The sequence below is a fragment of the Ensifer sp. GW823-FHT05D09 genome, from assembly GCF_058795755.1.
Genome location: NZ_JBXAIA010000001.1, coordinates 277,251 through 303,791, shown reverse-complemented (window position 1 = coordinate 303,791; position 26,541 = coordinate 277,251). Strand labels below are relative to the sequence as shown.

General features: G+C 63.9%; 25 protein-coding genes. 19 read left to right on the top strand and 6 right to left on the bottom strand.

Annotation, left to right across the window (positions count from 1 at the left end; genetic code table 11):
• Positions 1-91: 91 nt before the first annotated feature.
• The 6 genes from AC1Q80_RS01535 to AC1Q80_RS01510 all read left to right on the top strand — a co-directional run bounded on the left by AC1Q80_RS01535 (position 92) and on the right by AC1Q80_RS01510 (position 5,287).
• Positions 92-349, top strand: coding sequence for a hypothetical protein (locus AC1Q80_RS01535; RefSeq protein WP_492359460.1), 258 nt, complete (start codon positions 92-94; stop codon positions 347-349).
• Positions 350-523: 174 nt separating this feature from the next.
• Positions 524-1,303 carry an SDR family oxidoreductase gene (locus AC1Q80_RS01530; protein WP_492359459.1) on the top strand — a complete coding sequence of 260 codons (780 nt, stop codon included), beginning with the start codon at positions 524-526 and terminating at the stop codon, positions 1,301-1,303.
• A 242-nt stretch (positions 1,304-1,545) separates the two neighbouring features.
• Positions 1,546-2,139, top strand: coding sequence for an ankyrin repeat domain-containing protein (locus AC1Q80_RS01525; RefSeq protein ID WP_492359843.1), 594 nt, complete (start codon positions 1,546-1,548; stop codon positions 2,137-2,139).
• 14 nt (positions 2,140-2,153) lie between these two features.
• Positions 2,154-2,624 (top strand): nucleoside deaminase, encoded by a 471-nt coding sequence (locus tag AC1Q80_RS01520; RefSeq protein ID WP_492359458.1) that lies wholly within the window; start codon positions 2,154-2,156, stop codon positions 2,622-2,624.
• A 265-nt stretch (positions 2,625-2,889) separates the two neighbouring features.
• Positions 2,890-4,158: an MFS transporter gene (locus AC1Q80_RS01515; RefSeq protein ID WP_492359457.1), complete on the top strand. Its 1,269-nt coding sequence runs from the start codon at positions 2,890-2,892 to the stop codon at positions 4,156-4,158.
• 226 nt (positions 4,159-4,384) lie between these two features.
• Entirely contained in the window at positions 4,385-5,287 is a 903-nt protein-coding gene (locus tag AC1Q80_RS01510; RefSeq protein WP_492359456.1) for a cation diffusion facilitator family transporter, read from the top strand.
• Between the two features lie 21 nt (positions 5,288-5,308).
• On the opposite strand, the gene AC1Q80_RS01505 is transcribed toward AC1Q80_RS01510, so the two are convergent.
• Together AC1Q80_RS01505 and AC1Q80_RS01500 are read right to left on the bottom strand one after the other, a co-directional pair.
• Positions 5,309-6,922 carry an ABC-F family ATP-binding cassette domain-containing protein gene (locus AC1Q80_RS01505; protein ID WP_492359455.1) on the bottom strand — a complete coding sequence of 538 codons (1,614 nt, stop codon included), beginning with the start codon at positions 6,920-6,922 and terminating at the stop codon, positions 5,309-5,311.
• Positions 6,923-7,153: 231 nt separating this feature from the next.
• Entirely contained in the window at positions 7,154-7,276 is a 123-nt protein-coding gene (locus AC1Q80_RS01500) for a hypothetical protein (RefSeq protein ID WP_268833697.1), read from the bottom strand.
• A gap of 754 nt (positions 7,277-8,030) precedes the next feature.
• Here AC1Q80_RS01500 and coaBC point away from each other — a divergent pair.
• Entirely contained in the window at positions 8,031-9,251 is a 1,221-nt protein-coding gene (gene coaBC, locus AC1Q80_RS01495) for a bifunctional phosphopantothenoylcysteine decarboxylase/phosphopantothenate--cysteine ligase CoaBC (RefSeq protein WP_492359454.1), read from the top strand.
• Positions 9,252-9,498: 247 nt separating this feature from the next.
• On the opposite strand, the gene AC1Q80_RS01490 is transcribed toward coaBC, so the two are convergent.
• Positions 9,499-10,305: a class II glutamine amidotransferase gene (locus AC1Q80_RS01490; protein ID WP_173418774.1), complete on the bottom strand. Its 807-nt coding sequence runs from the start codon at positions 10,303-10,305 to the stop codon at positions 9,499-9,501.
• Between the two features lie 277 nt (positions 10,306-10,582).
• Between AC1Q80_RS01490 and AC1Q80_RS01485 the strand changes: the two genes are divergently transcribed.
• The 7 genes from AC1Q80_RS01485 to AC1Q80_RS01455 all read left to right on the top strand — a co-directional run bounded on the left by AC1Q80_RS01485 (position 10,583) and on the right by AC1Q80_RS01455 (position 19,619).
• A complete protein-coding gene (locus tag AC1Q80_RS01485) occupies positions 10,583-11,713 on the top strand; it encodes a Gfo/Idh/MocA family protein (protein WP_492359453.1) in 1,131 nt (376 codons plus the stop codon).
• Positions 11,714-11,828: 115 nt separating this feature from the next.
• Positions 11,829-12,692: a MurR/RpiR family transcriptional regulator gene (locus tag AC1Q80_RS01480; RefSeq protein WP_173418772.1), complete on the top strand. Its 864-nt coding sequence runs from the start codon at positions 11,829-11,831 to the stop codon at positions 12,690-12,692.
• A gap of 115 nt (positions 12,693-12,807) precedes the next feature.
• Positions 12,808-14,745 carry a bifunctional 5-dehydro-2-deoxygluconokinase/5-dehydro-2-deoxyphosphogluconate aldolase gene (locus AC1Q80_RS01475; protein WP_173418771.1) on the top strand — a complete coding sequence of 646 codons (1,938 nt, stop codon included), beginning with the start codon at positions 12,808-12,810 and terminating at the stop codon, positions 14,743-14,745.
• 89 nt (positions 14,746-14,834) lie between these two features.
• On the top strand, positions 14,835-16,688 hold the full coding sequence (gene iolD, locus AC1Q80_RS01470; protein WP_492359452.1) for a 3D-(3,5/4)-trihydroxycyclohexane-1,2-dione acylhydrolase (decyclizing): 1,854 nt from the start codon (positions 14,835-14,837) through the stop codon (positions 16,686-16,688).
• Positions 16,689-16,931: 243 nt separating this feature from the next.
• Positions 16,932-17,831, top strand: a complete 900-nt coding sequence (gene iolE, locus AC1Q80_RS01465; RefSeq protein WP_492359451.1) for a myo-inosose-2 dehydratase — start codon at positions 16,932-16,934, stop codon at positions 17,829-17,831.
• Between the two features lie 233 nt (positions 17,832-18,064).
• Positions 18,065-18,865 (top strand): 5-deoxy-glucuronate isomerase, encoded by an 801-nt coding sequence (iolB, locus tag AC1Q80_RS01460; protein WP_492359450.1) that lies wholly within the window; start codon positions 18,065-18,067, stop codon positions 18,863-18,865.
• Between the two features lie 349 nt (positions 18,866-19,214).
• Positions 19,215-19,619 (top strand): GFA family protein, encoded by a 405-nt coding sequence (locus AC1Q80_RS01455; RefSeq protein WP_173418767.1) that lies wholly within the window; start codon positions 19,215-19,217, stop codon positions 19,617-19,619.
• A 6-nt stretch (positions 19,620-19,625) separates the two neighbouring features.
• Here the strand turns inward: AC1Q80_RS01455 and AC1Q80_RS01450 are convergent, their stop codons facing one another.
• The gene (locus AC1Q80_RS01450) at positions 19,626-20,327 is read right to left on the bottom strand and encodes a DUF2268 domain-containing putative Zn-dependent protease (RefSeq protein WP_492359449.1); all 702 of its coding nucleotides are present in this window, start codon (positions 20,325-20,327) and stop codon (positions 19,626-19,628) included.
• A gap of 230 nt (positions 20,328-20,557) precedes the next feature.
• Here AC1Q80_RS01450 and AC1Q80_RS01445 point away from each other — a divergent pair, with 230 nt between their 5' ends.
• From AC1Q80_RS01445 to AC1Q80_RS01430, 4 genes are all read left to right on the top strand, one after another.
• On the top strand, positions 20,558-21,370 hold the full coding sequence (locus tag AC1Q80_RS01445) for an AraC family transcriptional regulator (RefSeq protein WP_492359448.1): 813 nt from the start codon (positions 20,558-20,560) through the stop codon (positions 21,368-21,370).
• Positions 21,371-21,522: 152 nt separating this feature from the next.
• A complete protein-coding gene (locus AC1Q80_RS01440) occupies positions 21,523-22,425 on the top strand; it encodes a DMT family transporter (protein WP_492359447.1) in 903 nt (300 codons plus the stop codon).
• Between the two features lie 33 nt (positions 22,426-22,458).
• Positions 22,459-23,187 (top strand): B3/B4 domain-containing protein, encoded by a 729-nt coding sequence (locus AC1Q80_RS01435; RefSeq protein ID WP_492359446.1) that lies wholly within the window; start codon positions 22,459-22,461, stop codon positions 23,185-23,187.
• A 153-nt stretch (positions 23,188-23,340) separates the two neighbouring features.
• A complete protein-coding gene (locus AC1Q80_RS01430) occupies positions 23,341-23,829 on the top strand; it encodes a hypothetical protein (protein WP_492359445.1) in 489 nt (162 codons plus the stop codon).
• Here the strand turns inward: AC1Q80_RS01430 and AC1Q80_RS01425 are convergent.
• On the bottom strand, positions 23,772-25,355 hold the full coding sequence (locus tag AC1Q80_RS01425) for a peptide chain release factor 3 (protein ID WP_173418761.1): 1,584 nt from the start codon (positions 25,353-25,355) through the stop codon (positions 23,772-23,774). The two genes, AC1Q80_RS01430 and AC1Q80_RS01425, sit on opposite strands and share 58 nt — an antisense overlap.
• A gap of 96 nt (positions 25,356-25,451) precedes the next feature.
• Here AC1Q80_RS01425 and dut point away from each other — a divergent pair, with 96 nt between their 5' ends.
• A complete protein-coding gene (gene dut, locus AC1Q80_RS01420; RefSeq protein WP_492359444.1) occupies positions 25,452-25,919 on the top strand; it encodes a dUTP diphosphatase in 468 nt (155 codons plus the stop codon).
• 63 nt (positions 25,920-25,982) lie between these two features.
• Here the strand turns inward: dut and AC1Q80_RS01415 are convergent, their stop codons facing one another.
• Positions 25,983-26,420, bottom strand: a complete 438-nt coding sequence (locus AC1Q80_RS01415; RefSeq protein ID WP_209787981.1) for an Lrp/AsnC family transcriptional regulator — start codon at positions 26,418-26,420, stop codon at positions 25,983-25,985.
• Positions 26,421-26,541 lie beyond the last annotated feature (121 nt).

Below are 26,541 nucleotides of genomic sequence, written 5' to 3'. Positions count from 1 at the left end.
TTCCATTCGGAACTGCGCATATTCTGAGCCCATGCGATCGTCCTCTCATGGATGAAGGGAGTTCATCCCGACCTCTGGAGGAGAGACCATCATGCGCAGGATTATCATCGCAGCCGCCGTCGCAATCACCGCAGTCATCTCCTTTGCCGCGCCATCACAGGCTGGCGGCGTGACCATCGGCTTCAGCAACGGCACCTACGGCCACGGCTGGAGCGGCCAGATTGGCTATGTCGATGGCTATTACAGCGGTGACTATTACGAGTACCGGCCCTACTGCTTCATCAAGAAGGTCAGGCGCTACGATCATTACGGCAACGTCTATTACGAGCGCATCCGCGTCTGCCGCTGACGGCGGCCAAGGGCGAGGGGCACGTAGCCCGGTCGGTTTTCGGCCGGGCTTTTTGACGTCTGGTCCTCGCCCTCTCAGATCCGAATTGCTCGCTCCGCCTCCTACCCCATTGACGCCGCGTTGCTGCCGGGCTCCAAAAGCAACAACACAAATCGCATGGGAAGGAAGACAGCCATGGACCTCGGCATCACAGGCAAGAAGGCGCTGGTGCTCGGCGGCAGCAAGGGGCTCGGACGCGGCATTGCCGAAGCGCTCGCCGCCGAAGGCGTTGTCGTGGCACTGACCGGCCGCGACGCCGGATCCGCCGAAAAGGCCGCAGCCGAGATCAGCCCGACCGCTCGCGGTTTTGCGCTCGATCTCTCCAAGCCGGAGAGCCTCGACGGGCTGCTCGATCGGCTCTCCGCCGATTTCGGCGCGATCGACATTCTCGTCCTCAATGGCGGCGGACCGCCGCCATCGCTTGCATCCGCGATCGAGCCGGACTTCTGGCGGACGCAGTTCGAGACCATGGTGCTCGCCGGCATGCGCATCACCGGCCGGGTCCTGCCCGGGATGCGGGAGCGCGGTTTTGGCCGCATCATTGCTGTCGCCTCGACCAGTATCCGCGAACCGATCCCGGGGCTGACCGCGTCCAACGCGCTTCGAAGTGCCGTTGCCGGCTGGCTGAAGACATTGGCCGGCGAAGTCGCCGCCGACGGCGTCACCGTCAACATGCTGTTGCCGGGGCGGCTTGCGACCGACCGCACCTTGAGCTTCGACCGCATGGACGCCGAGAGCGAAGGGCTCGACATTGCCACGGTTGCCGCACGCAGCCAGGCCGACATTCCGATTGGCCGCTACGGCACGCCGGCGGAATTCGGCGCCGCCGCCGCGTTTCTGGCGGGGCGGCCGGCAGCCTACGTCACCGGCGTGGCGCTCCCGGTCGACGGCGGCCTCAGCCGATCGATGCTCTGAATAGACGCACTTCTCGTCGGGGTTGCCACTCAAGCGCCTTGCCGGGACGGATGGCCTTCACCGCAATTTGATGCCGGTCTCAGGGGATATGCAGTAATTCTTCAGCCGGGCGACGTTTGCCCGACTGAAGACACGACTGCCATAGGACTGGAATGACAACGATGAAATCACCATCGACCGGGTGGCTGCTCGGGGCTTCTCTCTTCGCCTCGACCTTCCTTCCCGCCTCTGCCGGAGCTGCCATGCTTGAAAAGGAAATGATTGCCGCGGCGCAAGCTGGCAATGCTGCCGAACTCAATGATCTGATCAAGCGCGGAGCGACACTGGAGGCGCGCGATGCAAGCGGCGCCACCGCCTTGCTCGTTGCAACGCACGAAAACCGCGTCGATGCGGCGCGCGCCCTCATCGAAGCCGGCGCGGATGTCAACGCGAAGGACAATATTCAGGACAGCCCCTATCTCTATGCCGGCGCGCGCGGCCATCTCGAAATCCTCAAGCTGACGCTTGAGAACGGCGCCGACCTGAAAAGCACCAACCGCTACGGCGGCACCGCGCTGATCCCGGCCGCCGAACGCGGTCACGTCGAAACCGTCAGGACGCTGATCGAGGCGGGCGTCGATGTCGACCACGTCAACCGGCTCGGCTGGACGGCACTGATCGAAGCGATCATCCTCGGCACCGGCGGCGAAAAACACACGCAGATCGTACGGCTGCTGATCAACGCCGGCGCAAACGTCAATCTGGCCGATGGCGAGGGCGTGAGCCCGCTCAGCCATGCCCGCCAGCGTGGCTATGGCAACATGGAAAAACTGCTCGTCGCTGCTGGCGCCAAATGAAATCCGGAGGGGATATGGATCAGGAAAAGCGCTTTCTCCGCGAGGCCATCGCCCTTGCCCGCGCCAACATCGAAAAAGGCGGCCGACCGTTCGGCGCAGTTGCCGTCCGCAACGGCGAGGTGATCGCCGAAGGCGTCAACCGGATGCTTGAGACCGGGGATCCGACATCGCATGCGGAGTTGAATGCCCTTCGCGCGGCGGCCCAGCGCCTCGGCTCTCCCCGCCTTGACGGAGTCGCTATCTATGCCAGCGGGCAGCCCTGCCCGATGTGCCTTGCGGCCATGCGCATGGCCGGCATTACCGAGATCGCCTACGCCCATTCCAATGCCGACGCCGAGCCCTATGGCCTCTCGACGGCGGCCATCTATGCCGAACTGGCAAAGCCCTTGGGCGAGCAGGCCATGCGCTTCCGCCATAATCCTGTCGACGACGCCGAGGTAGTGCCGCTCTATGCGCAATGGCAACAACGGATGAAGAACGACTAAGCGTGCCGGGAGCTGGCATACGCGCGCCATCCCCGGACAGCCTGCCGCGACCACGATCCGACAGATCATCATTGCCTCTCGCGCGGCGGACCGGCGGGTCAACAACGCAGTGGGTACCGGCATCCACGCGCGGCGACCGCTGATTGCACCACAATCAACCTCTTGTCGCGCACACGCGACGGGTGTAATCGCGCAAACGAGATCTCTGCCTGCCGCCGGCGTTCGTCACCGAACATCGGCGGTCGCAAGCCTGCGAGTGTCTGTGATGAATGCCTATTCCGAACGTGCCGGTCGCCTGATTGCACTGCTCCTCATCGCCGGCTCCGGCGTGGTGACGATTGCCAAGGGCATGAGCCTGACGTTCCTCGCGATCCGCCTGCAGAAGGATTTCGGGCTCAGCCCGGCCGGCATCGGCGCCTTGATCGGCGCGGGTCCGCTCCTTGGTGCCATCGTCAGCCCCTTTGCCGGCACGCTGTCGGACCGCATCGGCCGAAAGGGCATGCTGACTGCGGCACTTTGCATGGCCGGATTGGCGCTCGCCGGGCTCGGACTGGCGCAGTCGATCGCTGCCTTCGCGCTGGCGCACATCGTCTCAGCCGTCGCCGCCGCCGTCTATGAGCCGGTGTCGCGCGCCTTGATGAGCGACGCCGCGCCGGCCCATCTACGCCTGCGGGTGTTTTCCTGGCGCTACCTCGCCATCAACGCCGGCTGGGCCATCGGGCCGCTGATCGGCGTCTGGATCGGGGCTGCCTATGCGACGCTGTTCGTCATTGCCGGTTTGATGCATGCCGCTTTCGGTCTCGTGCTGTTCTTCAGCGTTCCCGACGCAAGCAACAGGCCGGTGGCAGAGACCGGGACGGCTTCCCCGGCCACCGCTGGCTGGCGTGGGCTCGTCGCCGCCTTGCGCGACCGCCGCCTGGTCTTCTTCGTCATCGGCGGCACCCTGCTCCTGGCCGTGCATGGTCAGTGGTCGGTGACGTTGTCGCAATATCTGAACACCGGTTTCGAAGATGGCGTCACGCTCTTCGCGCTGCTGGTGTCGACCAACGCCGCGACCGTGCTGATCGCCAGCACGCCTGCCCGCTTCGTTATCGAGCGAATTGGCGCGCTGCCGGCGCTCTCGCTCGGTTGCCTGCTGTTCCTGCTGGGCGAAATCGGCTTTGCGGCCTCGTCCGGGATGGAAATGCTCATCGCCTCGATGATCCTCTTCACCATCGGCGAGGTGCTGGTCGTGCCCTCCGAATACGTGCTGGTCGATGGCATTTCGAATGCCGGCAATCGCGGCACCTATTTCGGCGCGCATTCGCTGTCTTCGCTCGGCAATTTTCTTGGCCCGCTTATCGGCGGCCTGGCGCTTGGCGCGATCGGCGGCGCCGGCATGTTCCTGTTGTTCGCGTTGCTTTCGGCGGCAAGCGCGCTCCTGTTTGCGATCGGCCATTCCATGCCGCCGCCACGTCCGCAAGCCGCACGTCCCGGCACCGTCGATGGCGGCGCCATGGGCGGGGATCTCCTGCGGCTGGGTCAACTTGCGTAAGACGAGGCCGGCTCCCGCGGCCTGACACGCCTCCGTCCGGACTCGCCGATCAACGGAGCCTCCGTTCGCCGGCGGATACCTCACACCATGACCGCAAGAGAGCGCTCCTGTCGCTTTCGCTTGCTCACGCCAAACGCTAACATCCCGCCACTTAAGTGATCATCGTCACCATTTCGTCACCGGCACCGCCTAAGCACCGCGTCGAAACAGGAGTGAATACAAGATCATGACCACCGCCACCGAACAAACCGTCCTCAAGCGATCGATCGCTGCAACCATTGTCGTCGGTGCGACAGGCGTGCTCTTCGGCCTTTTGTCCGGATCGGTGTCGATCGTGTTCGACGGGGTGTTTTCCGCTGTCGACGCCGCCATGACGCTGCTGGCGCTCGGTGTGACGCGACTGATCCCGAGGGAAAGCAGCCGCTTCCAGATGGGGTTCTGGCATATCGAGCCGATGGTGCTGCTGCTCAATGCCGGGCTGCTGGCTACGCTTTCCTTCTACGCGCTGATCAACGCGGTCGACTCGCTGCTGACAGGCGGGCGCGAACTCGCCTTCGACTGGGCGATCGCCTATGCCGCCGTCGTCGTCGTCATCTGCATCGTGATGTTTTTCTACGGCCGGCGCGCCAACCGCACGATCGGCTCGGAATTCCTGGCGCTCGACGTGCGCGCCTGGGCGATGTCAGGCACGATCACCGCGGCCCTGCTGGTCGCCTTCGTCGTCGCCGCGATGCTGAAGGGCACCGCCTATGAAAGCTGGACGCCCTATGCCGACCCGGCGATCCTGGTGGTTCTGACGCTGTGCCTGATCCCGCTGCCGCTGAGAACGGTCTATGCCGCACTGAAGGAAATCTTCCTCGTGGCGCCGGCCGAGCTGGACGAAAAAGTGCGTGAGGCCGCCCGCGGCGCTGCCAGCCGCCACGGCTTTGCCGACTACCGCACCTATGTCGCCAAGGTCGGCCGCGCCCGGCTGATCGAGATCTATCTGATCGGATCGGCCGACACCAAAGTGGAGACGCTTGCGAGCCTCGATGCGATCCGCGCCGAGATCGGCATGGAGATCGGCGAGGCCGGGCGCGACCGCTGGCTGACGATCGCGTTTACCGGTGACGTGAAGTGGGCTCAGTAGCCGAGCCTAGACCGTCCACCTCTAGCGGGCAACGGTGCGGCGGCCCTCCGACACTCCGAATAGATCGACCCGACGCGTAATGCCGATCGCCTCCAGGAACGCCTCGTCGTGGCTGACGACGATAAGTGCGCCGTCGTAAGCCTGCAGCCCCGCCTCCACCGTCTCGATGGAATCGATATCGAGATGGTTGGTCGGCTCGTCGAGGATCAGGAGCGGTGGCGGGCGCTCGCCACCAAGCACGCAGGCAAGTCCCGCCCGCAGCATCTGGCCGCCGCTGAGGCTGGAGACGCGCTGCAAGGCAGCGTCGGCGCGGAACATGAAGCGCGCGAGCGCCGCGCGGCAGGCATTTTCGCCCGCCCCGGGATTGAGCCGACGAAAATTGTCGCGGATCGAGATCTCCGGATCGAGCACGCTCACCTGCTGATCGAGCATGGCAAAGTCCGTCAGGATCCTGACATGACCCGACCACGGTGCAAGCGTGCCCGATATCAGCGACAGCAACGTCGTCTTGCCCGAACCGTTGCGCCCGGTGATCGCCACCCGCTCGGGCCCTGATATCGTCAGGGAAAGATCGGCGAGCACCGGGTGGTTGGCGACATAGCCGGCGCTGACATCGTCAACCTGCAGGACGACGCGGCCGGGCGGCAGTCCGGTCGAAGGGAGCCGCACCGAAAACGGCTGCAGGATCTCGATGCGGTCGCGGGCCGTTGCGAGATCGCCGAGCGCCTGGTCGCGCCGGCGTTCGGCAAGGCGCGCATTGTCGCCGCCGGTCTTCTCGCTGCGCTCCTTCCGAGCATCGAGCAACAGCAGCGGTTCATCGCCCTTGGCGCGCTTCCGACGGCCGGCGCCGTCCTTGCGGGCCTTGCGCTCCGAGATCTCCTGCGTCTTGCGGTCGACCTCGGCAAGGCGTCGTTCGGCATCGGCAAGATCGTGCCGGGCAGAGGCGAGTTCGATCGCCTTTCGCTCACGATAGAGGCTCCAGTTCCCGCCATAGCTGGTGGCGCCAAGAGACGTGAGCTCGACGATCGTATCCATCCTGTCGAGCAGTTCGCGATCATGACTGACGACGACGGCGCCGCCGCGCCAGTTGGCCATCAACTCGATCACCACCTCGCGGCCGGCGCGATCCAGGTTGTTGGTGGGTTCGTCGAGTAGAATGAAATCGGGATCGGCAAAAACCAGTGCGGCAAGCTTTGCCCGTGTCAGCTGCCCGCCCGAGAACGATGTCAGCGGTGTACGTGCTTCTGCCGCAAGACCGAGGCGCGCCAGAGCGGTTTCCAGCCGAGCCTCGAGCGTCCAGTCGGCAATCGACAGCTCGTCGATGCTGGCGGTGCCGTTCTCTGCGCGGCCGAGAAGTGCCAGTGCGTCGGAAATACCGAAGAGGTCGGCAACGGTTTCATGCTCGGCGACCTGCACCGTCTGGCGCAGAATGCCGAGGCTGCCATCGACGGAGATGGTACCGGCTGGCGGCTGGAGCGATCCGGCAATCAACTTCAAAAGCGTGCTCTTGCCGACGCCATTGCGTCCGACAAGGCCGGAGCGGCCCGGCCCGAAGGTCAGGTTCAGATCGGAAAAGAGGCTGCGGCCGTCAGGCGTGGACCAAGAGAGGTGGGAGAGAGAAATCGAAACAGGCATGGATACGGATGTCCCTGATGGCAAAAGGAGTGGGTTTTGCTGTCAGGTGGAAATCCATCGATGCGTGTATCCTGTGGCAATTTCTATCGGCGCAAAGATAGCACCGATCGTGGCTTCTTCAAGGCCAGCCGTTCGGCGTCGGCCGATTGGAGAGGGAGCCGAAAAAACGGCGTGGACCGCACGCATGCGTAAGCAACCGGTCACAGGTCGTCTGCGCCGCCTCTTGAGCAACTACCATGCAAGGCCGTTCAGCGTGATCAGCGCGACCACCAGCAGGGACAGAACGAGCGAGATCTTGATGGCCGCGAGTGCGTAGTCGTAGCGGCGAATATGCGTGGCGAAGGTATGAAGCATCGCATTCTCCCTGGCGTCGAAATGCCCGACGGCCGTTGCAGCCGGGGCCACGCGATCGCCTGCGTGTCGCTTTGTAAGTGCTCTGATGCTGGCCGCGCTCGGGTCTGAAGTGGCGGTTGGGCGGCACTTCGACGATTGAGGACCTCGGATCCGCAGGCCAGCAGCTATTGGACGGAGGGCAACCAAGTCTTGATAACGGTCCGGTGCAAGTCCATGAGCCCGGCAAGGATTGCCTCGCCTTCTTCATGGTCGAGCGCGGAGTATCGCACCTGGACAGCATCCCGAAAAACATCGGCAACCATCGGGAATTCCCTGGGAAGGATCGGTCGCCCGCGAAATCCGTCGATGGGATACATCACGCGATCTCCTGTTGGGGCGAAAGCGCTACGATCTCTCAGCCATCGACGCCCGTTCGATCGGTCGATGATGACTGCACTATGCGCCTTCGACGGCGCGATACCAAGGGATATTCGCCGTTTGAAGCCGTCTGGCCACGCGGCGCCATCAGGCTCCCGTGATCGACTGGCACCGTGCACCGATTGCCGGATGGTTTGCCCGTGCGTTCGCCGTGCCCTGCCGCGGCGACTGCCATCGCGGCGTTCCGTCAGGCACATTGCGCCCGATGAAACGCTCAAGTAGGGTCGCCGCCAACCACATTCTTCTTCGGCAAACCTGCTGGAAGGATGCTGTCGAACAACATGGCTGGACCGGCGCAAAGCGCCGGTGAAGAAGGCGGCTGGAAGGCCGGGACGCGATGACACTGTCGGGCAAACGCATTCTCCTGATCATCTCCGGCGGCATTGCGGCCTATAAGAGCCTGGATCTGATCCGCCGCCTGCGCGAGCGCGGCGCCAGCGTCCGTCCGGTCATGACGGCGGGTGCGCAGCAGTTCGTCACACCGCTTGCCGTCGGCGCACTCTCGGCCTCACACGTCTACGTCGACCTGTTTTCGCGCGAGGACGAGCAGGATGTCGGTCATATCCGGTTGGCGCGGGAATGCGATCTCATCGTCGTCGCGCCCGCCACCGCCGATCTGATAGCGAAGATGGCGAATGGCCATGCCAACGATCTTGCCTCGACCATTCTGCTGGCGACCGATCGTCCGGTGCTGGTTGCTCCGGCGATGAACCCGAAGATGTGGGCTCATCCGGCCACCCGGCGCAACCGCGCGACGCTTGGCGCGGACGGCATCCGTTTCATCGGCCCGGAAGCCGGCGAAATGGCGGAAAGCGGCGAAGCCGGCGAAGGCCGGATGAGCGAGCCTCTGGCGATCGTCGCTGCCGTCGAGACCCTGCTTTCGGGTGGCGCGAAGCCGCTTGCCGGCCGCAAGGCGATCGTGACCTCCGGGCCGACGCATGAGCCGATCGACCCGGTGCGCTACATCGCCAACCGTTCCTCGGGCAAGCAGGGCCACGCCATTGCCGCCGCCCTTGCCAGGCTCGGTGCTGACGTGACACTGGTCTCCGGTCCGGTGACCATCCCCGACCCGTCGGGGGTCAAGGTGATCCATGTGGAGCGCGCCGAGGAAATGCGTGATGCGGTGCTTGCCGCCCTTCCCGCCGATATCGCGGTGATGGTGGCGGCCGTTGCCGACTGGCGGGTGGCCAGTGCCGCCGGCAACAAGATCAAGAAGAAGCCCGGCGAGGCTCCGCCGCCGCTCGAGCTCACAGAGAACCCGGATATCCTTAAGACCGTCGGCCATCATGCCGACAGGCCGAAGCTGGTCGTCGGATTTGCCGCCGAGACGGAGAACGTCGCCGACAACGGCCGCTCCAAGCTCGAGCGCAAGGGCGCCGACTATATCCTCGCCAACGACGTCTCGCCGGCAACCGGCATCATGGGTGGCGATCGCAACCGGGTGAAGCTGATCTCGGCTGCCGGCAACGACGACTGGCCCGACATGGACAAGGACGCGGTCGCCGAGAAGCTGGCGGCGCTGATTGCCGTTGAGCTGGAGCGAAAAGAACGGGGCTGATTGGGCACCTTAACCCCCTCAACCATCTTTACAGAAAGCCTCCTCACCCTAACCCTCTCCCCGCCAGCGGGGCGAGGGGACGTGCCCTGCCCGGGAAAAGCGTTGGCAGTCGATCGATGGGTTCGGTGAGAGTGCGGCATATCCCTTCTCCCCGCCTGCGGGGAGAAGGTCGCGGTAGCGGGATGAGGGGGCAGCGATGGCGTCGCGAACCATGCGGACGCCTTCACCCGCCAGACAGGATAATGTCTCAGGCCGAGCGATACTTCCGCACCGGCGTCCCCTGCGTCGAAAACAGCCGCACATCGACGCCGTTTTCGCCGACGATCACGGCGGTGCCATCGGGGATTTCGACCCAGGCGCTGTCATCGTCGTTGAGCGGTTCGGAGACGAGGCAGTAGCCGCCGCTCGGCCCCATCGGGGCTGCATAGAGCGTCGGCGCCTTCCAGTCGGAGGCGTAGCGCACGGCGTAGAGATCGTGGCCGTCGGAGAAGGCGGCGGTAAAGCGCACCAGCACCTGCCGCTCCAGATGCGACGCCAGTTGCTCGATGAAGGCCAGTGCCTCGGCGATCGCGCCAAGCGGATCGTGGTCGAGCCCGAACTGCATGGCGAGCAGAAACAACAACTCCGAATCCGTCGTGCCGGTGCGGGCCGAATAGAGGTCGTTGTCGAGCATGCTCTCCATCGGCCGGCGCAGATGCTCGAAGTCGCCGATCTGGCCGTTGTGCATGAACGACCAGCGACCGAAGACGAAAGGATGACAGTTGTCGCGGCGCGTGCCGCCGCCGGTTGCGGCGCGCACATGGGCCAGAAACAGCGGCGAGCGGATCTGGCGGGCGATGCTTTTCAGATTGCAGTCGGACCAGGCGGGAAGAATGTCGCGGTAACGCCCGGGTTCCGGATGGTCGCCATACCAGGCGACGCCAAAGCCGTCGCCGTTGGTCGCCGTTTTCGCCCGTGTGGCGCAATGGGACTGCTCGATCAGCGAGTGCGCCGGAGAAGTCACCAGTTCCTCGAGATAGAGCGGCTCCCCGCGATAGGCTGCCCAGCGGCACATGCTGACATCACTCCGGTTTCGCCCGCTCATACGGATGCGATTCGTTAACCATGGGGGATGTTCCGACGAAACATGGTAAAAATGCGTTAACAAATTCATCTGGGCGCTGACGAGCGCATCTTAGGCGAACGGGTCGCGCCGTTTTGATCGAAACATGGGGCAATAGCCTTCGATCGTGTCCAAACGCATTTTCGAACAAATATTCCATATTGACAAATCATGCACATTTCATTTCATTCTGAGCCGCGACACAGGTCGCTGGCCCCGGAGGAATGGCATGAGCAGCAAGAAAAAACTGGGCGTCGGCCTGATCGGCACGGGCTTCATGGGCAAGGCGCATGCGCTCGGCTTCACCATCGCCGCGCGGGTGTTCGACCTGCCGTTCGAACTGGACCTGGTGTCGGTCGCCGATGTGACCACCGAGAGCGCTGAGAACGCCCGGCAACGCCTCGGCTTCCGCAAGGCGACGGCCGACTGGCGTGAGCTGCTGACGGATCCCGACATCGATATCGTCGACATCACCACGCCGAACCTCCTGCACAAGGAGATGGCACTGGCGGCGATTGCCCACGGCAAGCATGTCTATTGCGAAAAGCCGCTGGCACCGACGGTCGCCGATTGCGCCGAAATGGTCGCAGCCGCCGAGAAGGCCGGCGTCGTCACCCAGGTCGGCTTCAACTACCTGAAGAACCCGCTGATCTTCCTTGCCAAGGACATCATCGAAAGCGGCGAGATCGGCGAGATCCGCTCGATGCGCGGCGTCCATGCCGAGGACTTCATGGCGGACGCCTCCGTGCCGTGGGGCTGGCGGCTCAACCCTGCCAGCGGCGGCGGCGCGCTTGCCGATATCGGCAGCCACATCATCGCCTCCATGCGCCACCTCGTCGGGCCGATCCGCTCGGTGCTGGCCGAAACCATCATCCAGATCCCCGAGCGCCCGGTCTCTGCCGGTGCCACCGAGATGCGCGCCGTCGAGGTCGACGACATCACCCGCGCTTTCGTGCGCTTCGAGAGCGGCGCGACCGGCAGCTTCGAGGCAAACTGGATCGCCACCGGCCGCAAGATGCAGCACGATTTCGAGATCTATGGCTCCAAGGGCAGCATCGTCTTTACCCAGGAACGGCTGAACGAGATCCGCCTCTACAAGACTGGCGACGATATCCGCACCCGCGGCTTCCGCACCATCTGGGCCGGCCCAGAGCATCCGCCTTATGGCGCCTTCTGCGTCGCCCCCGGCCACCAGATCGGCTTCAACGATCTGAAGGCGATCGAGGTCAACGAGTTTCTGGAGGCGATCGCCAACGGAAAATCGCCATCGACCGATTTCCGCGAAGGATACGAAGTCCAGAAGGTGCTGTCGGCGACCTACCAGTCTGCCAAGACCAATGAATGGGTGCAGATCGGCTGAGAAAGCCAAAATGGAAAAGGCGACAAAAAATGGAACGCCTGTTCTATCCCAATGGTCACCAATCGATTAGTGTGAGGGCATAACGCAACACGGGTCACACTGGAGACGGACAAGAATGGCAACGCCTGAAACGACGACGGAGGTCCCGCAGGATTTCGAGGCGCTGAAGACGGTCATTCTGGAGCGAAAGGCGCAGCTGCCGAAACGATTGAAGCAGGTGGCCGCCTATTCGCTCGACAATCCCGACGAGATCGCCTTCGGCACGGCCGCGAGCATCGCTACCTCGGCCGACGTCCAGCCGTCGACCCTGGTGCGCTTCGCCCAGCACTTCGGCTTCGAAGGCTTCTCCAGCCTGCAGCAGATCTTCCGTGCCCGGTTGCGCGAGCGCACGCCCGGCTACGAAGACCGGCTGAAGGCGCTCAGCGAAAACGAGCACAGCAAGCTCGAGAGCGGCTCGATCTTCAACGGTTTCGTCGCCGCCGCCCACCGCTCGCTCGACAATATCGCGACCTCCGTCGACCCGGAGGCCTTCGAGCGCGCAGTCGATATCCTCGCCAAGGCCGAGACAGTCTACCTGATCGCCAAGCGCCGCTCCTATCCGATCTCCAGCTACATGGCCTATGCCTTCGGCAAGCTGAAGGTGAAGTACCAGCTGGTCGGCACGGCCGCCGGCATCGACGACGACATGCTGGCGATGGCCGGCAAGAACGATGCAGCATTTGCCGTCAGCTTTTCCCCTTATGCCTCCGAAAGCGCCGCCCAGGCGCGTCTGCTTGCCGAGCGCAAGGTGCCGGTCGTGTCGCTTACCGATTCTGCATTCTCGCCGCTCGCCGAATCCTCGAAAGTCTGGTTCGAGCTGGTCGAGGCCGACCATGCCGGTTTCCGCTCGCTGTCCGCCAGCATGGCCTTCGCCATGGCGCTGACGGTGGCCATCGCCGAGAAGCGCCACCGCCTGCAGGAAGAGGCGAGGACGGAATAGAACGGATAGAATGAAAATTCTATATTGACGAAACGCCGGAATTTATGTTTCATACCTGCATCACCCACAGAACGAGAATGGTCGGGGCCGCAAAGGCGTCCGCGGGGAGGAAGCAGTGAGCCAGAACGTTTCGTCACAGGGAGCAAAGCCGCTCGACCTCATCACCATAGGCCGGGCCTCGGTCGACCTTTACGGTCAGCAGATCGGCACCCGGCTCGAGGACGTTTCGAGCTTTGCCAAATCGGTCGGCGGCTGCCCCTGCAACATCTCCGTCGGCACGGCGCGCCTCGGGCTGAAGTCGGCGCTGCTCACCCGCGTCGGCGACGAACAGATGGGTCGCTTCATCCGGGAGCAGCTGACGCGCGAAGGTGTGGAGACCCGCGGCATCGTCACTGATCCTGAGCGCCTGACGGCGCTTGCGATCCTCGCCGTCGAGAACGACAAGTCCTTCCCGCTGCTGTTCTACCGCGACAACTGCGCCGATAATGCGCTGTGCGAAGACGACGTTTCCGAAGAGTTCATCCGCTCGGCACGGGCGATCCTCGTTTCTGGCACCCATTTTTCAAAGCCCAATACCGATGCGGCGCAGCGCAAGGCGATGCGTATCGCCAAGGAAACCGGCGCGAAGATCGTCTTCGACATCGATTACCGCCCGAACCTCTGGGGCCTTGCCGGCCATGACGCCGGCGAAAGCCGGTACATCGCCTCTGACCGCGTCTCGGCACATCTGAAGACAGTTCTTGCCGATTGCGACCTGATTGTCGGCACCGAGGAAGAGGTGCTGATCGCATCGGGCGAAAGCGACCTGCTGCAGGCGCTGAAGACCATCCGTTCGCTGTCCAAGGCGACGATCGTGCTCAAGCGCGGTCCGATGGGCTGCATCGTTTATGACGGTCCGATCTCCGACGACCTTGAAGACGGCATCATTGGCAAAGGCTTCCCGATCGAGGTCTACAACGTGCTCGGCGCCGGCGACGCCTTCATGTCCGGCTTCCTGCGCGGCTGGCTTAAGAACGAACCGCACGCGACCTCGGCCACCTGGGCGAATGCCTGCGGCGCCTTTGCCGTTTCCCGCCTGCTCTGCGCGCCGGAGATCCCGACCTGGACCGAACTGCAATTCTTCCTGGAGAAGGGCAGCACGGAACGGGCGCTGCGCAAGGACGAGGCGATCAACCACGTTCACTGGGCGACGACCCGCCGCCGCGAGATTCCGCTGTTGATGGCGCTGGCGATCGACCATCGCAGCCAGCTGGAAGACGCAGCCGCCGGCAATCCGGAATTGCTTGCCCGCATCCCCGCCTTCAAGGTTCTGGCGGTCAAGGCTGCCGCGCAAGTTGCCGCCGGGCGCTCCGGCTTCGGCATGCTGATCGACGACAAATACGGCCGCGACGCGCTTTATGCCGCCGGCGCCCACCGCGACTTCTGGATCGGCAAACCGATCGAGCTTCCGGGCTCGCGGCCGCTGCAGTTCGAATTCAGCCAGGATCTCGGCAGCCGCCTGATCGACTGGCCGGTCGACCACTGCATCAAGGTGTTGTCCTTCTACCACCCGGACGATCCGGCCGAGATGAAGGCGACGCAGGTTGCCAAGCTCCGCTCGGCCTTCGAGGCGGCACGCAAGGTCGGCCGCGAAATCCTGATCGAGATCATTGCCGGCAAGCACGGCAAGCTCGACGACCAGACCATTCCGCGTGCCCTTAACGAACTCTACGATGCCGGCCTCAAGCCCGACTGGTGGAAGCTCGAGCCACAGGCAAGCCGTGGCGCCTGGGCCGCGATCGATGCGGTGATCGAACAGCGCGACCCGCTCTGCCGCGGCGTAGTATTGCTCGGCCTCGAAGCGCCCTATGAGGCGCTGAAGGATGGCTTTGCGGCGGCCCGCACCTCGAAGACGGTGAAGGGTTTTGCCGTCGGACGCACCATCTTTGCCGATGCCAGCAAGGCCTGGCTCGGCGGCACGATGACCGACGAACAGGCGGTCGCCGAGATGGCGGGAAAATTCAAGGCGCTTGTCGATCTCTGGCTGCAGCTGGGTGAAACAAAGGCGGCATAGGATCGGGGCTGGTTCTCGTACCGGCCCCAGTCCAGGCAACGATACAGTGGGCGAAACGGGATGATTTCGCCACGAGGAGGAAACAGAGTATGAGCCAGAAGACCGTGCGCCTGACCATGGCACAGGCCGTGGCGCGGTTCCTGACCCGCCAGATGACCGTCATCGACGGCAACAAGGTGCCGATCTTCGGCGGCGTCTTCGCCATCTTCGGCCACGGCAATGTCGCCGGCGTCGGCGAGGCGTTGCACGGCATCAAGGACACGCTGCCGACCTACCGCGCCCAGAACGAACAGGGCATGGCCAATGCGGCGATCGCCTTTGCCAAGGCGAGCTTCCGTCGCCGCTTCATGGCCTGCACCACCTCGATCGGCCCCGGCGCGCTCAACATGGTGACCTCGGCGGCGCTTGCCCATGTCAACCGCCTGCCGGTCCTGTTCCTGCCCGGCGATGTCTTTGCCAACCGCCGGCCCGATCCGGTGCTGCAGCAGGTGGAAGGGTTTGCCGACGGCACGATCTCGGCCAATGACTGCTTCCGTCCGGTCTCGCGCTATTTCGACCGCATCACCCGGCCGGAGCAGATCATCCCGGCGCTGCGCCGCGCCATGCAGGTGCTGACGGATCCGGCCGATTGCGGCCCGGTGACGCTCTCGCTCTGCCAGGACGTGCAGGCTGAAGCCTATGACTATCCGGAAGCCTTCTTCGACGAAAAAATCTGGTCGTCGCGCCGCATCGAGCCCGATGCCGACGAGCTGGCAGCGGCGATTGCGGCGCTGAAGGCGGCGAAGAGCCCGGTCATCATCGCCGGCGGTGGCGTGCTCTATTCGGAAGCCAGCAAGGCGCTGGCCGCTTTTGCGGAAAAGCACAGCATTCCCGTCGTCGAGACCCAGGCCGGCAAGTCCTCGCTGCCGCACAGCCACCCGCTCAACATGGGTTCCGTCGGCGTCACCGGCACGTCAGCCTCCAACCAGTTGGCGGAGGCGGCCGACGTCGTGCTCGCCGTCGGCTCGCGGCTGCAGGATTTTACCACCGGCTCCTGGGCGCTGTTCAAGAACGAGGGCCTGAAGATTGTCGGCCTCAATGTCCAGCCGTTCGATGCCGCCAAGCATGAAGGGCTGCCGCTGGTGGCCGACGCACGCATCGGCCTCGAGCGAATTTCCGCCGGGCTCGGCAACCACAAGGTCGACGCCGCCTGGACCGACAAGGCCAGGGCCGGAAAGACCGAGTGGCTGAAAGCCGCCGACAAGGCAACGGCGACGACCAATGCGGCACTGCCATCGGACGCGCAGGTGATCGGCGCGGTCCAGCGCGCCCGCGGCGGCGACGATACCGTGCTCGTCTGCGCGGCGGGGGGCCTGCCCGGCGAGTTGCACAAACTCTGGCAGGCGGAAACGCCTGGGGGTTACCACATGGAATACGGCTTCTCGACCATGGGTTATGAAGTCGCCGGCGGCCTCGGCGCCAAGCTCGCCCGGCCCGACAGCGACGTCATCGTCATGGTCGGTGACGGCAGCTACATGATGCTGAACTCCGAGATCGCCTCGTCGATCATGCTCGGCGCCAAGATCACCATCGTGCTGCTCGATAATGCCGGCTACGGCTGCATCAACCGGCTGCAGATGGCAACCGGCGGCGCCAACTTCAACAACCTCTTGGCCGACACGCACCATGTCGAACTGCCGCAGATCGATTTCGCCGCCCATGCCGGCGCGATGGGTGCGTTGACTCGCAAGGTCGGCTCGATCTCGGAGCTGGAATCGGCACTGAAGGAAACGGCAGGCGAAGCTCGCACCACTGTTATCGTCATCGACACCGACCCGCTTGTTACCACCGACGCAGGCGGCCACTGGTGGGACGTGGCGGTTCCCGAGGTATCGGACCGCGCCCAGGTCAACGAAGCCCGCAAGGGTTACGAAAAGGCCCTCGCTTCCCAGCGCTTCGGCTGAGAGCACGCAATGCGGCGCCTGCGGTCCCTCGCAGGCGCTTTTCAACGTTTATGCCCCTCACCCCGCCCTCGGTTTGCGAACGGGCCGGAGGATTTCGAAGGGCACGGCATATCCCTTCTCCCCGCAAGCGGGGAGAAGGTGGCGGCAGCCGGATGAGGGGCGAAGTTGCCCTTCCCCTACGCCATCAACGAGACATGACTAACCATCCGCCCCAGGCGGACACTGCTATAGGAAACGACTGACATGATCCGCTACGGAACCAACCCGATCGCCTGGAGCAACGACGACGATCATTCGATCGGCGCGCATCTGACGCTCGAGGATTGCCTCACCGATTGCCAGAAGATCGGCTTCGACGGCATCGAGAAGGGCCACAAAATGCCTTCCGACCCGGAAGCGCTGAAGGCAAAGCTCGCCGCCTACGATCTGGTCTTCGTCTCCGGCTGGCACTCGACCAACCTGCTCACCCATGACGTCGAAACCGAGAAGAAGGCGATCCAGCCGCATCTCGACTTGCTCAAGCACAACGGCTGCAAGGTGGCGATCGTCTGCGAGACCTCGAACGCCATCCATGGCGACGACACGAAGTCGGTCGTGGGCGACAAGCCGGTGCTGGCGGCCGACCAGTGGAAGAAGTTCGGCGCCGACCTCGAGGCGATCGCGCAATATTGCGCCGACCAGGGCATCGATCTCGTCTACCATCACCACATGGGCACGATCGTCCAGACCGGCGAGGAAATCGACCTCTTGATGCAGAACACCGGTCCGGCGACCAAGCTCCTGCTCGACACCGGCCATGCCTGGTTTGGCGGTTCCGACCCGGCCGAGGTCGCGAGGAAGTACATGCACCGCGTCCGCCACATCCATTGCAAGAACGTCCGCACCGCCGTGCGCAAGATCGTCGAAGGCGAAGGCCTCTCCTTCCTCGAGGGTGTGCGCCGCGGCGTCTTCACCGTTCCCGGCGACAGCGAAGGCGGCGTCGATTTCGCTCCCGTCCTGAAAATCGCCGCCGAACACAATTACGATGGCTGGCTGGTGATCGAGGCCGAGCAGGATTCGGCCGTGCGCAATCCCTTCGAATACCAGTCGCTGGGACTGAAGTCGCTGAAGGCATTTGCCAAGAAAGCCGGGTTGGACAAGTAAACTTTCGGCCTCCGGGTTTGATGGGACGAGTGCCCCTCATCCGGCTGCCGCCACCTTCTCCCCGCAAGCGGGGAGAAGGGATGTGCCGCCAGCTCTCTGCCCATTCAAGACGTGAGGTGGAGAGCGTGCGGCAAATTCCAGAGTTCCCTCTCCCTGCCTGCGGGGAGAGGGTCAGGGTGAGGGGCAGGCCACACAATCGGCGCGCTCCATAAAATGAATCAGGAGACCGTCACATGTCCAAGCTGCTCGTCAAACCGAAGGCTAAGTCCGGCCTGATGCAGAACGTCACGCCGGAAAGCGCCGGCTGGACCTATGTCGGCTTCGCGCTCAACCGGCTGAAGCCGAGCGAGACGGCTGACGGCGAGGCCGGCGACAAGGAGATCTGCCTCGTGCTGGTCACCGGCAAGGCGAAGATTTCGGTCGATGGCGAGGACTTCGGCGAGCTTGGCGAGCGCATGACACCCTTCGAGGGACAGCCCTATGCCGTCTACGTGCCGAAGGGCAGCCGCTGGCAGGTGGCGGCGACGACCGATCTCGATCTCGCGATCTGCTCGGCCCCCGGCGGCGACGGTTTCAAGGCCAAGGTGATCAGGCCGGGCACGCACCCACAGATGACCCGCGGCAAAGGCACAAACACCCGCTATGTCACCAACATCATGCCCGAGGACGACAGCTCCGCCCAGTCGCTGCTAGTGGTCGAAGTGATCACGCCGGGCGGACACACCTCCTCCTACCCGCCGCACAAGCACGATCAGGACGATCTGCCGGCCGAGAGCTATCTGGAAGAGACCTACTACCACCGCCTGAACCCGCCGCAGGGTTTTGCCATGCAGCGCGTCTATACCGACGACCGCTCGTTGGACGAGACCATGGCGGTGGAAGACGGCGACGTGACGCTGGTACCGCGGGGATATCACCCGGTTGCCGCCGTACACGGTTACGACGTCTACTATCTCAACGTCATGGCCGGGCCGAAGCGGGTGTGGAAATTCCACAACGCCCGCGAACACGAGTGGCTGTTTACCGGCGTTTAGAGCGTTTCATCTTTAAACGGAAGCGATTCTGTTGGCTCAAAACGGCCGTTCCACACGAAGGATGGCGCAGAGCGATGCGGACCCATCGGTCAAGTCATCCGACACAGTGGACGGCCGTTTTCAGCCAACCCGAAGGGCCGGATGAATTTCGGCCATTACCGGCGGCGTCCGTCTCGACCGCAGCTTCTGCTGCGTTCTTCACCATCCGACTTGGTTCTGGCCGAAATTCCTTCCGGCAGAATGCTTCCGTTTAAAGATGAAGCGCTCTAGGCCGATCGCCTCCGGCGCAAGCACGATGGACGGGCGCGCGTCTCCGTCCTAGGTTATGGCCTTTCAGGGAGGCTGTGCCATGCGGATCGACGGACAATGCCATTGCGGCTTCGTGACCTATGAGGCGGACATCGATCCGGACGATGTCGCGATCTGCCACTGCACCGATTGCCAGCAGCTGACGGGAACGGCCTACCGCGTGAGTGCGGGGACAGCGCGCGAAAATTTCCGGCTCACCGGTGGCGAGCCGAAGCTTTACGTCAAGACCGCGGAAAACGGCCGCAAGCGCCTGCAGTTCTTCTGCCCGAACTGCGGTTCGCCGGTCTACACCACCGGCACGGATGAGGACGCCGAAGAGGTCGGCATTCGCCTCGGCACGATCAATCAGCGCCGCGACCTTGCTCCCAAATCACAGATCTGGCGTTCTTCCGCCCTGCCCTGGATCCACAGCGTCGGCACGTTGCCCGGTCACGACCGGGACTGATCGACGTCAGGCGATCGCTATCTTGGCCTTCAGATGCGCCCACGCCCGGCCGATCACCTCGGGCGCCGGGGTCGCCGTCATCCGCGACGGACGGGCGTCCGGATTGGCGGCCAGGTAGGTCTTCACGAGATGGTAGCCGATCGAGTAGCCGGCCCAGCGCGGCAGCGGGCTACCTTGTCCGCTCCAGCCGAAAAACCAGGCGCCGTGGTTGTAGCCGTCAGCCCACAGCTCCAGTTCGGCCCGCTCGATAAGCCCCAACCAGTCTTGCGCGGGAATAGCGTGGTTCCACGGATTGCCGTCGCCACCGTTGATTTCCGCGTCGAAGGCGTCGGCCAGGCCTTCGGTGACGATTACCTCTCCCAGCCTGAGACCATAGCCGCAAGTCGCGTGGCGGAAGGAATGGTGAAGTTCATGTGTAAGTGTCTTTCGGAATTCGCCTCTTACGAGGCTGGTCTCGAAGTTGGGGTTATCCGGATCCAGCGTGACCGTGACGAGCCCACGGCGGTAGCAGGCGCCCGACAAACCAAGCTCCGGAATCGTTTCCCCCGGCCGGCGCTCGACGAGGACATCGACGGGTGCGGACCTGTCGGATGCTGAAACGCTGCCGCCGACACGCTCAGCCGTCGTCCGCACGTCGTCGAGAATCGTCTCGCGCCAGGGTGCAAGGGATCCATCGGCTTCGAGGAAGTGAAGGCGCAGGTCCAGCATTCGGCAATTCTCCGGTCGTCATCGTCTTTCGACGGCGAAATTTACCCATGCGGACGCCGATTGCAACGCCGCAAGGGCGAAAGCACCAGCCCCGGCCGGTGCCTTTCGTCGCGCCGCCCGGCGGGTCCGTCCGGCAGTTTTGGCCGATCCCCATGGCCGGAAAGCCGCGGTCGTTGTAAGAGAGAGATAGAAACATCCGACGGGCCGCCGGTGCCCGAACAGGCGAGGCGATGACAAAAGGCAGGTTCACGATACTGCGTTGCCGCATTGCCGGCGTCGAGGCCGTCGCTGCCTCGTCGGGGCACGTGTTTGCACGCCACACCCATGAGCAATTCGGCATCGGCCTCATCCACCAGGGCGCTCAGAAATCGCTGAGCGGCCGCGGCGTGGTCGAAGCGGGTGCGGGCGACATGATCACGGTCAACCCCGGCGAGGTCCATGACGGCATGCCGATCGGCGATGTCGGTCGGTCGTGGCGGATGCTCTATTTCGACCCTGCCGTGATCGGCAACGCGATGGAGGACATCAGCCAGGGCCGGACGCGGATTGCGGAGTTCACCGCCCCCGCCTTCCATGATGTGCGGACGTCGAGACACTTTCAGACCCTCTTCAGCGCGATCACCGCGCCCGGTGGCGATCGAGGCGAGATGCTCGACGAGGAGTGCACGCTTTTGCTGCTGGCCGACGTGATGCACGAGCGGGACGGGCAAAGCCATGGCGGGCACGTGCCGTCGGCGGTCGCCAGGGCGCAGAGCCTAATCGACGACGATCCGGCCGTCCCGGTCACCCTGACCGATCTTGCACAGGCAGCGGGCCTCAGCCGGTTTCAGGTGGTGCGCGGATTTTCGAAAAGCTTCGGGTTGACGCCGCATGCCTATCTCGTGCAGCGCCGGATCGATCTGACGCGGCGGCTGATCGCCAGCGGCATGCCGCTGGCCGAGGCCGCGGCGGAAGGCGGCTTTGCCGACCAGAGCCACATGACGCGGATCTTCGTGCGCAAATACGGCATCTCGCCCGGCGCCTACGCCGGTTCCTTCCACTGAGCCAAGGCCGTGCCTTGAACTCTCGTTTTCGTGCGGGTCGTTGATGCAGACCCGCCGAACATTTCCGCACAAACGGCATCGCCGCCTGCAATTCCGTTCAAGACCGAAAGACCTGGATGAGGTCTCTTGCGCACCAACGCAGGAGTGGCCGCATGTCGGAAAAATTTCAAGGATATCTCTATCTTTCGCTGGCGATGATCATGGTCGGCAGCACAGTGATCGCCAGCAAGCTGATCGCTTCCGGCCTGCCGCCCTTTGTTGCCACGGCCTTACGCTTTGCTGTCGCCTTTCCGCTGTTCCTCGCCCTGATGCGCCTGACACGGACGCCCTGGCCAAGGCTTGAACGGCGCGAGTGGTTGATCCTCTTCCTGCAGGCAGGCGCCGGCAGCGTCGGCTATACGACGCTTCTGATTGCCGGATTGCGCTGCAGTTCGGCGACGGATGCCGGCGTCGTCATCGGCACGCTTCCGGTCGTCTCCGCCGCGATCGCCATCCTGCTTCTCGGCGAACGGCCCAGCCGGTCGACCCTGATCGCGATCGGGTTGGCGGCAGCGGGCGTTCTGACGATCGTGCTTCGGCCCGGCGAAGGCACATCCCATTCTGCCCTCGGCATCACGCTCGTCCTTGGCGCGGTGGTTTGCGAAGGGCTGTTCATCCTGATCAACAAGCGTATCCGAACGCCGATCGCGCCTCTCGCCCTTTCAACCATCATGGCCGGCATGGGCGTCGGCGTGGCGATCGTCCCCGCTCTCTTCGAGGTTCCTTCGATGCAGGGCGTCGCGGAGCAATCGCTGGCAGCCGTGCTTTATTATGCCCTGGTGCCCACGGTCGCCGGCTTCATCCTCTGGTACGCGGGTTCCGCCAGGGTCAGCGGAACGGAAGCCTCGGTCTTTACCGCTCTCGCGCCCGTCTCCGCCGTCTTGCTGGCCTTCGTTCTTCTCGGCGAACCCGTCAGTATCAACCAGCTCGCCGGCATCGGCTGCGTGCTTGTCGCCGTCCTCAGCCTTGCCATGCCGCATCTCCGGTCCAAGACTGCAGGTCAGGCCCAGATCTGACGCCATTCTCATCCCATTCTTTCGAGGCACCCCATGCATTTCCAGCATTCAGACAGCATCTGGCGTGATTTTCCCGAGCTTGCGGCGGGAGCACTTCACGTCGAAGGTATCAGCAGCGACGTCTCGGTCGCCGACGCCGTTGCGCGGTTTCAAGCGATCGCCAGGACCGTCCTTGCAACGCGTGCGGAAGGCGAACTCGCGGAAATTCAGGCCTGGCGCCGGACGTTTTCCAGGATGGACTTGAAGCCGACGCAGTATCGCTGCGCATCGGAAGCCCTGCTGCGCCGGTTCCGGAAAGAGGGCGACCTGCCGTCGATCCATCCGCTGATCGACCTTTGCAACGCCGTGTCGCTGGCCTTTGCCATTCCCATCGCCGTCTTCGATCTTTCGCGCATCGTCGGCGATCTCGAAGTGACCCGTGCGAAAGGGGACGAGGTCTACGCCACCTTCTCCGGCGAGACGGAGCACCCTGAACCGAATGAAGTGATCTTTCGCGACGCGGCGGGATGCGCCCATGCGCGCCGGTGGACCAACCGGCAAAGCGGCCATTCGGCGATCCGCCCGCAGACCACGTCAGCCCTCATCGTCGCAGAAGCGCTTCATGAAACCGCGGCTGCGGATATGGCCGAGCTTGTTGCGGCCCTCGAGGAGGCCATCGGCGCCACCTGGCACACTCGCCCGACGTCGGCGCAGCTCAGCCGAAGCGCACCGCGCTTTGCCCTTGCGTCCCGCGGGCAGGCAGCGCGCAGCGAAAGTGTTTGACGCAGGGCCAGGCGGACATACCATCGCGGCTTCGCGGCAAGAGGCAGCGTGCACGTCGACATCGGGCGCGAGAGCGCGGCTCACCGGATATGCCACAGGGTTACGCCCTTGGATCAAGGCTGATCTGAAGGTTTATGCCAACAAGAGGCGACAATGACAGAAGGCATGCGTTCGAAATTCAGCCTGGCGCGGCGGATGCTGTTTGACAATGGCGGGCTCGAGGAGATCTTTCGCCACGTGCGCAACCTGGTGGTCGCGACGCTGGTGATCGCCGCCGGCATGCATGCGGTCGAGAACGGTCGCAGCCTCGATATCAAGGGGCTGCCGAACACCGCCGTGGCGGGTTACATCGTCTCCACCATCGGCGTCGTCCTGTTTCTGCTCAATCTGGCGGATGGCCTGCACAGGCTGTCGAAGGTGCGTCGGCATCTGGCGCTGCAGATCCTGCTGTTGGCGATCTATGCCTTCGTCACCCTCCGGGTGACACAGCTGGTGCTGGCTCTGCGCATGTCGACCCTCGAGGGGCCACTCCCTGAACGGCTGGGGGGCAGCCGGCGGATGCCGCCGGCTGATATCGCTGTCGATCACGCCGCCTTGGCGACGTGGTACTCCTTGATCGCGACCATCTTGATCGCCGGATAGCGCTCGGCCTCGTAACGCAGCGAGAAGCTGTCCTGCGCCAGGAACACCGGGTCGCCGTCGAGGTCGCGGGCGATATCGCCGCGGCGCGCGGTGACGAACTTGTCGAGTTCGGCGGGCTGGTCGGACGAGATCCAGCGGCAGACGGAGAAGCGCGACATTTCGAACGACACCGGCAGGCCGTATTCTCCCTGCAGGCGCTCCTTCAGAACGTCGAGCTGCAGCGCGCCCACGACGCCGACGATCGCCGGCGAGCCGTCTTCCGGCGAGAACAGCTGAACGACGCCCTCTTCGGCCATCTGCTGCAGCGCTTCCTTCAGCTTCTTCGCCTTCATCGCATCTTCGAGCCGCACGCGGCGCAGAATTTCCGGCGAGAAGTTCGGCACGCCCTGGAAGACCAGATGTTCACCTTCCGTCAGCGTATCGCCGATGCGCAAGGTGCCGTGGTTCGGAATGCCGACAACGTCGCCGGCATAGGCCGTATCGGCCAGCTGGCGCTGCGAAGCGAAGAAGAACTGCGGGGCGCTCAGGCCCAGCTGCTTGCCGGTGCGCGCCAGACGCGCCTTCATGCCACGCTCGAGCTTGCCGGAGCAGACACGGGCAAAGGCGATGCGGTCGCGGTGGTTCGGGTCCATGTTCGCCTGGATCTTGAAGACGAAGGCGGTCATCTTGTCGTCGGTCGCATGTACGGTACGCGTATCGGCGACCTGGTCGCGCGGCGGCGGGGCGATCTCGCCAAGCGCATTGATCAGGTCGCGCACACCGTAGTTGCGGAGCGCCGAGCCGAAGAATACCGGCGTCAGGTGGCCTTCGAGGAAGGCCTTCTTGTCGAACGGCTTGCATGCCTCGATCGCCAGCGACGTCTCTTCGATGAAGGCCTCGCGTTCGTTTTCCGGCAGGCGGTGGGCGACCATCTCGGGACCGTTGACCCGGGTCAGCACTTCCTGCGTATCGGCGCCGCGCACGGTGTTGTCGGCAAGGTGATAGGAACCGCAAAAGGTCTTGGAGCGACCGATCGGCCAGGTCACCGGCGCGCAGTCGAGCGCCAGCTTCTCTTCGACCTCGTCGAGAATCTCGAAGGGGTCGCGGCTCTCGCGGTCCATCTTGTTGACGAAGGTGATGATCGGGATGTCGCGCATGCGGCAGACTTCGAACAGCTTCAGCGTCCGCGGCTCGATACCCTTGGCGGCGTCGATGACCATGACCGCGGCATCGACCGCCGTCAGCGTGCGGTAGGTGTCATCGGCAAAGTCTTCGTGACCGGGCGTGTCGAGGATGTTGAAGACATTGCCGCCATATTCGAAGGTCATCACCGAGGTGACGACCGAGATGCCGCGCTCGCGCTCGATCTTCATCCAGTCCGAACGGGTCTGGATGCGATCCTTCTTGGCCTTGACTTCGCCGGCGAGCTGAATGGCGCCGCCGAACAGCAGCAGCTTTTCGGTGAGGGTGGTCTTACCCGCGTCGGGGTGGGCGATGATCGCAAATGTGCGGCGGCGGGATACCGCCTCGGCGAGACTTTCGGCCATATCGTAGAATCCTGTGAGTTGCGGCGTCTTTACAGGCTCGGCCCTCATTATGCAATTGACCGGTGCTGCGAGCGCCCGGCTTATGGATCAATGACCATGCACACGCCCCAGACAAAACCCGCCCTCACCCTCATTCGCCTGCCGCATGCCGAGGCATTGGACCTGCCGGCCTATGAGACCGAGGGTGCAGCCGGCATGGATTTGCGCGCCGCAGTTGGCGCAAACGAGCCGATGACGCTTGCACCGGGAAAACGGGCGCTGGTGCCGACCGGCTTCATCTTCGAGATCCCGGCGGGCTATGAGGCGCAGATCCGCCCGCGCTCCGGCCTTGCCTTCAAGAACGGCATCACCTGCCTCAACACGCCGGGCACGATCGACAGCGATTATCGCGGCGAGGTGAAGGTGCTGCTCGTCAATCTCGGTGACGCGGATTTCGTCATCGAGCGCGGCATGCGCATCGCGCAGATGGTGATTGCGCCGGTGACCCAGGTGAGCGTGCGCGAGGCCGACAGCGCCAGCGAGACGACACGCGGCGCCGGTGGCTTCGGCTCGACCGGCGTCTGAAGCACTTCCAGGAAAAGCGCGAAGCGGTTTTCCGTCCGCAATTGTATAATCTGAAAACCCCAATCAGATAAGCGGCGGCAAGCGCCGCTTCACCGGCGTCGACTTGACGATCGACGTGTTGGTCTGCGCCTTCTCGGCGATGCGATCAAGCAGCGTGTCCAGCTCCGCCATATCCCGCACGAACAGCTTGGCGATGAAACAGTCGTCGCCGGTGACCTTGTCGCATTCGACGACCTGCGGCGTCTCCTGGATCAGTTTCTCGACGATATGCAGCATGCCCGGCATCGGCCGGACGCGGATGATCGCCTGCAGGGGATAGCCGAGCTTCACAGGATTGAGGGCGATGGTGAAACCGTCGAGCACGCCGCGCTCCTCCAGCTTGCGCAGGCGCTCGGCGGCACTGGGCGAGGACAGGCCCGCCTCCTGCGCCAGCTCCTTCAGCGACACGCGCGCATTTGCGGCCAGGATATCCAGAATGCGGCGATCAAGTTCATCCAGCATCGGCAAACCTCATAAGCCAAAACATCGAAACCGTCTTCGATGTTTAGGTAAAATAACCTAAATGCCTGCGATCTTCCATATAAACTGCTGATGATGCCGATTAATCTTGGGCCATCAATCG